Consider the following 6,359-nt stretch of genomic DNA (forward strand, 5'->3'; position numbering starts at 1 on the left):
CAGTTCGAAGATCGTGGCGTGGTGGACGAGACGGTCGACGGCGGCGAGCGTCATGGCGGGATCGGGAAAGACCTTGTTCCATTCGCCGAACGGCTGGTTGGCGGTGATCAGCATGGATCGCCGTTCGTAGCGGGCGCTGATCAGTTCGAACAGCACGCTTGTTTCGGCTTGGTCTTTGGTGACGTAGGCCAGATCATCGAGGATGAGCAGGTCGAAACGGTCGAGGCGATTGATCAAGGCTTCCAGCCCAAGATCGCGCCGGGCGATTTGCAGCTTCTGCACCAGATCGGTGGTTCGAGTGAACAGAACCCGATAGCCGTTTTCAATCAAGGCGAGGCCGATGGCGGATGCGAGATGACTCTTGCCTCCGCCGGGCGGCCCGAACAACAGGATGTTGGCGCCTTTGCTGAGCCAGGCGTCGCCAGCGACAATCGCCATGACCTGCGCTTTCGAGATCATCGGCACGGCTTCAAAGGCGAAGGTCTCCAACGTCTTTCCGGGCAAAAGCTTGCCTTCAGCGAGATGGCGTTCGATCCGGCGGCGGTCGCGCTCGGCAAGTTCATGCTCGGCGATGGCCGCTAGGAAGCGGGCGGCAGGCCAGCCTTCCTTGTCGGCGGTCTCGGCAAATTGCGGCCACAGCACCTTGATCGCCGGCAGGCGCAGTTCGTTGAGAAGCAGGCTGAGCCTGGCGGCGTCGATGGGCGTTTGGGGCGCGCTCATGCGGCGTCTCCCATCAGGCTGTCGTCGAGAAGCGCCTCGTAGGATTGAAGCGGCGCCAAGGTGACGACCACCGTCGGAACTCTCGCGGGGTCGGGCGTGAATCTGGCGCGCAGCGCCGCCATGTCGGGCAGTTCCTTCGCGTCCAACCCCGCGGCGAGCGCATCGGCCAGCTCAGCTTCGCAACCGCGATCATGGGCGAGGGCGAGAAGATCGACCATGATACGGCAGGCTTGCCGGTCTGGCAGACGCTCCAGCAACGCGTCAAACGTGCGCCGGAACGCCTCGCGCGGAAACAGCTGGTCGCGGTAAACCAGGTTCAATAGCGCCATCGGCTTTTTGCGCAAAGCGTGGATGACATGGCGGTAATTGACGACATGGGCGTGCTTGCCGGAAGGATGAGCGCGACCGCGCGACAGGGTCATGAGCGAGGTGCCGCCGATGAACACGTCGAGGCGGTCGTCATAAAGCCGTACCCGCAGCTGGTGGCCGATCAGCCGCGATGGGACCGTGTAGAACACCTTGCGCAAGGTGAAGCCGCCCGACGAGGTGACGCGAACGCCGACGTCCTCGTAATCGCTGGTGCGCCGGTCCGGCAGGGTTTTCAACTGGGCGCGTTCCGCGTCGATGCGCGGACGATTGCGGGCGTTGTGGCGGCTGACGATCTCGTCGACGAACCGGCGGTAGGCGGGCAAATCCTCGAAGTCAGCGCTTATGCGCATCAGCAGCGCGTCCTTGATGGCGGCCTTGAGATGGCCATGCGAGCTTTCGACGGAGCCGTTCTCGTGGGCGACGCCCTTGTTGTTGCGCGTCGGCGTCATGCCGTAATGGGCGCACAGGCCGTCGTAGCGTCGGGTCAGATCCTCGCGCACTTCCGGGGCGAGATTGCGGAACGCGGCGGAGAGGCTGTCGCTGCGGTGTTCGAACGGCGCCCCGCCGAGCGCCCACAGGGCGTTTTGCAGTCCTTCCGCCAAAGCGACGAAGCTTTCGCCACCGAGCACGACATGGGCGTGCTCGAAGCCGGAATAGACGAGGCGGAAGTGATAGAGCCGGTGATCGAGGACCACGCCGCCTATGGTGACGGCGAGCTCGCCCATATCGGTAAAGTCGGACAGGCCCATACGCCCAGGCTCATGCGTCTGGCGGAAGATCACCTCGCGTTCGGCGCCATGCAGGGCGCGCCAGACGCGAATGCGCCGCTCCAGCGTGCGGCGGATTCCATGCCCGAGTTCGGGATGACGACGGATCATCTCCTCGAAGATCGCGATTGGCCGCAGGCCCGGCGCCGCCGCCAGCATCGGCGCGACCTCCTGCTCGAAAATGGCGCCGAGCGGATCGGGGCGACGCCGCTCGCGCGTTTCGGTCTTCGCCGATGGCAGGCGTGGATCCTGTTCGATGCGATAAGCTGTCGCGGCGCTGAACGATGCCTTGGCCGCCGCGACGGCGACCGTCTCGGTCTGACGGAACTTCATGAAAAGCCTCATCTGGTGGTCGGTTACATGGCGGCCGGGCACAAGGCGATTCCTCCAGTGCGGAAAAATCCCTCGTTACCCGACCGGCCGCGATCGCCAGAAGGCTTCCGAAAAAACGCCTCGCCGTTGGGCTGTGCCTTCGGTCGGGCTACGCCCTCCCTCCGTCACAGCCCAACGGCGATTCTCACCTTGATTGACGCACCGTTCTCATCCTGATTGTCGCGCGGCAATGCGGCGCGCTCGGTCTCGATCCGCGTTTGGCCCATCGACGCGTGATCTTGTTTTTCTGTCCGACACGGGCTTCGTCGGCGAACCAGATTTCTATTTTGTCGACGGCGACGCCCTTTTCGCACGCGATCTCTTCCAGACGGGTTGGCAGGCTTTTTTAAAATCCTCGATCGCGCCCTCGGCTTGCGCGTGATGGCGCGGCCTGGCGGAGAGCTTGCGATAGCCCATTTTGCGCAGCTCCCGGCTCATCGTCTGTTCGGCGACGGAGATCCGAAACTCTTCGAACACCCACTGGCAAAGATCGACGATCCGCCACCGCACGACACCATGGATGCAAGGCATCGGGCCATCTTCGATCATGCGAGCGAGGGCGGCGCGGTGTTCGTCTTTGAGGAGCGACGGCTGGCCGGGCGCCTTACGATCAATCAGGCCATCTGGGCCATGGGCGTTGAACCGCAGCACCCAGTCTCGGACAACCTGGAGCCCGACCCCGCCGATCTTGGCCGCTTCGCTTCGCGCGCCGCCGTCGTAGATCGCCGCCAGAGCCAGAAGCCGCCGCGCTTGCGGCCCATCTTTTACGCGTCTCGCAATCGCCCGAAGTGCAACCGCGTCAAAATCTTCCCGAAGCCTGATTGCCGCTGACATGACGAACGTCCTCTCGTTCGCCAAGTCGAATCAAATTTTCACCGATTCGGGAATCCCCCTCGTGAGTCTCCATCAGCGAGGTTTGATATTACTTCGCCGCCTGCGGATATGATACAGATTGATCGGAGACTGCTCTAATCTCGGTATATCACGAGATCGACGATATGTTCGAAATTCCCGCCATGCTGTCGGACATGCGCTCCGACTACCATTTCTACCTCAGAAACCACACTTGGGTATCCGATGAGGATTCCTGGCCTGGCTCGTTCTTCTGCGAGAGCGTCCTCTACGCGGTTTAGGCCCCTGATGCTTTTCCGTCAGCTTTGGCTGCGCCGCTGGCAAGAAGCGTGGGGTTTGTATCACTTCCCTGAGCGGGGCAAAAAGGTGCTGCTGCTCCGGTTCAATTGTCTAAAAGTCACGTTGTTTTCGTTCACAAGCCTTAATCACTCCCGTGGAGATGTCGCTTACTTTTCAACGAGTTCTTTCTGAAAACGTTCCATTGCGTAGACATGATCGCGAAGTGTATCGTTCGTTCCCCATCCGATCCGCGTAACAAGATCTCCGAAAAAGCCGGTAGGAACGGTAGCAGCTTTTGCTGCTACAACATGTAACGTGTAGGGACTTCCATTGCGGACAAGAACTAAAAAATCGGCGGTTCGACGGAGTGCATACCCTCTCTGCTCAGCAAAGTCAGCGAGCCCGGCTTCGCGATAAAAGAAGACGTGCTGTCCGCAAAATGGGACAAGATAATCCCAGTCTGGTCCCTGACCATCGTAAAATTGTGTCGAAAAGACAATCAAATCGGCTCTTGTCGCGAATATCTCTTCGATAGCGACCCTTGGATTGGGCAAATGCTCGAAAACTTCAAACGCAGAAACTAGCGCAGGCTGCCTGCCAGATAAAGAGCTGAAGCTGAAATAGTTTGAGTATTTGGCGTTGTCATATAAATCGAAAGCGAAATAATTAAATCCGCTGTCGCGCATTAATCTCGTTAATAATCCAGATGAACCGCCATAATCGATACATTCAGCACTTTTATCAAAACCAATATTTTCCAAAATAAATATAAGCCTAATCCAGGTTTGAATCACCCGCGCGGCTTGACCTACATCAATGTGGACGCCGGGTATTTTGTAAGCTTCGTCGAGCCAATATGGCAGCTCAGTCTGGAGGCTTCCGCAACCATTGCACTCAAAATAGCGCACCTTATGCTTGGCAAGAACATCCAATGTATATAAATATTTTATGGAAGATCCACAAAGTCTGCACGAATATGTCTTCTTTCTCCTCTTCCAAATGTTGATCAAACTGGGCATGTAAGCGTTCATATTAACCTGCTACTGAAGTTTCATCTAATCGCGAGGGAAGTTTGGCGAGCGGACGATGTGGGCTCCGGGGGTGCAGCATGGCTCTGGGACGCTGCTGGGATTGCGCAGCCATTCGCAGATGCCTGAAAGGGCTTGGCACGAGACGTCGGAACTCGTCAAGCAAATACCCAACTTGCGGTGCCGACTCGAAATCGAGGTGATGCTCTGCAGACTTTGAGGCGTTCTATCCTGCTGCTCATGAATCCCCTCATTTTGTGAGCGACTCAATTTTGCCGCAGCGTCTAGCGAAATGGTTTGTTAACGAATCGATTTTGCGGATGGCGGGACAATGCGGGCGACGGCTCAACGGCTTGAATTCATTGAGAACCATCTCGTTTCCCTGTTTGGATCGGACCTGCACGCCAAGCGCGTCAGCTCTCTAACTTTCGGGGTGCTCGGCGTGATGACCTGCGCGTCGCTCGCGCCGGCGCGCGGCAAGGCGATCAATTACATTCTCAAGCGTTGGGCCGCCTTCACGCTATTTCTTGAGGATGGGCGCGTTTGTCTCTCGAACAACGCCGCCGAGCGCGGCCTGCGCGGCATCGCCCTCGGAAGAAAATCATGGCTGTTCTGTGGTTCTGATCGCGGGGGCGAGCGCGCCGCTGCAATGTACAGCCTCATTATCACCTGCAAAATGAATGGCGTCGATCCTCAGGCTTGGCTGGCTGACGTCCTCTCCCGCATCGCCGGCCACCCCGCGCATCGGCTCGATGAACTGACGCCGTGGAACTGGAAGCCGCAGGCGCCGGCCGAATCCGCCAAGGCCGCCTGACCATGCACATCAACAAAGTTCATCACGTCAAGACGATCAGCCGCGTCGCCAAGGAGCTTGGCGAAGATGAGGATTGGCTGTTCGAAATCGCCATCGGCATGGAAGTCGAGGACGGCGTGATCTGGGTCTATGACACGTCCGAAGATGGCGAGATGGCCTTCACCGACTTCGGCATCGAGAACCTGATCGACCTCATCAAAATGCACAAAGACGATCCGACGATCCTGGCAAGCCGATCGGTAATTACCCACCCCCATTTTTAGGCGCGGATTTTTGGGCGTCAGGCCAGTGTGCCGAGGATCGTCTGGAACGGGTTTGCGCCCTTGAGTCTTGCGGTGTCGACGGCCGTGCGCACGTCCGCCTCGGCCTGTGCGGCCCACATGGCGCGATAGCCATTCGTGACTTTGCGCTGGATCACACAGGGCCGCAGCGCTCGCTCCGAACCGTTGTTGGTGGCCTCGACCTCGCCGGGATAGTCGCAGAAGGTCAGAAGCTGGTCTCGCGCGCGGGCGATTTTGGCTTGCAACTGGCGCGCCAGGTCGCATTCCGTGGCGGCGGCGAGAATGTCGGCAAGCTGATTTTCCAGCGCACGCTTTTTGCTGGCGATCGTCGCGGCTTTGAAACTGGCGATCTCTTTGGCCAGATCGAAGGCCTTGCCGAACCATAGCTTGAAACGCAGCGGCAGATCGTCCGAGCCATGTTCCAGCGCAAAGGCCGTGTCGCGCGCCAGATGCGCCAGACAGGTTTGTTGCGCGGCGCCATGATTTTGTTGCGCGGAGTAACGATCCGAGATCCAGACCTTCGGCCTATGGCCGTTCATGGTCTCCTCCGCGACGCGGGCGGCGCGCGAATAGTCGGGCTGAGGCGCCACGGCGTCCTTGCAGCGAAACACCCAATGATAGGAGTTTGTCCCTTCGATTCGCACGCCGGTTTCGTCGCTGGCGACGACCTTGGCGCCGCGAAGAACGGCCTTCGCCTTGTCGGCCGCGAGCTTGAACCCCGCATGGGAGCGGATGAACATGTTCATCAGCGCGCCCTCGCTGATGATCAGGCCGAAAGCGTCGCGGAACAGGAAGCGCAGGCGCTCATAGGAAAGCGCTTGAAAGCCCTTCAAGTAAATCGCCAGCGCATGAATCCGCGGTCCAAACGGCGTCGCCG

Annotated in this window: 5 protein-coding genes and 2 pseudogenes; 2 read left to right on the plus strand and 5 right to left on the minus strand. The window is 59.2% G+C overall.

The window, feature by feature from the left end; translation table 11 throughout:
- From istB to QZY01_RS07260, 4 genes and pseudogenes are all read right to left on the minus strand, one after another.
- Positions 1-720 (minus strand): IS21-like element helper ATPase IstB (gene istB / locus QZY01_RS07245; protein WP_294535230.1); only part of this gene is annotated, 720 nt, incomplete at its 3' end.
- Positions 717-2,201, minus strand: a complete 1,485-nt coding sequence (gene istA, locus QZY01_RS07250) for an IS21 family transposase (protein ID WP_294535243.1) — start codon at positions 2,199-2,201, stop codon at positions 717-719. The genes istB and istA, both read right to left, overlap by 4 nt.
- 220 nt (positions 2,202-2,421) lie before the next feature.
- Positions 2,422-3,062: pseudogene (locus QZY01_RS07255) on the minus strand (IS630 family transposase); the annotation flags it as partial.
- Between the two features lie 464 nt (positions 3,063-3,526).
- Positions 3,527-4,291 carry a class I SAM-dependent methyltransferase gene (locus QZY01_RS07260; RefSeq protein WP_294535233.1) on the minus strand — a complete coding sequence of 255 codons (765 nt, stop codon included), beginning with the start codon at positions 4,289-4,291 and terminating at the stop codon, positions 3,527-3,529.
- A gap of 574 nt (positions 4,292-4,865) precedes the next feature.
- Between QZY01_RS07260 and QZY01_RS07265 the strand changes: the two are divergent.
- Both QZY01_RS07265 and QZY01_RS07270 read left to right on the plus strand, forming a co-directional pair.
- Positions 4,866-5,201 (plus strand): annotated as a pseudogene (locus QZY01_RS07265) (transposase); the annotation flags it as partial.
- Positions 5,202-5,203: 2 nt separating this feature from the next.
- Positions 5,204-5,464, plus strand: a complete 261-nt coding sequence (locus QZY01_RS07270; RefSeq protein ID WP_294535237.1) for a hypothetical protein — start codon at positions 5,204-5,206, stop codon at positions 5,462-5,464.
- 17 nt (positions 5,465-5,481) lie between these two features.
- Here the strand turns inward: QZY01_RS07270 and QZY01_RS07275 are convergent.
- Positions 5,482-6,359, minus strand: an 878-nt coding sequence (locus tag QZY01_RS07275) for an IS66 family transposase (protein ID WP_294535240.1), incomplete at its 5' end; no start/stop codon positions are given.

This window comes from uncultured Rhodoblastus sp., from assembly GCF_903903185.1.
Classification (GTDB): domain Bacteria; phylum Pseudomonadota; class Alphaproteobacteria; order Rhizobiales; family Beijerinckiaceae; genus Rhodoblastus.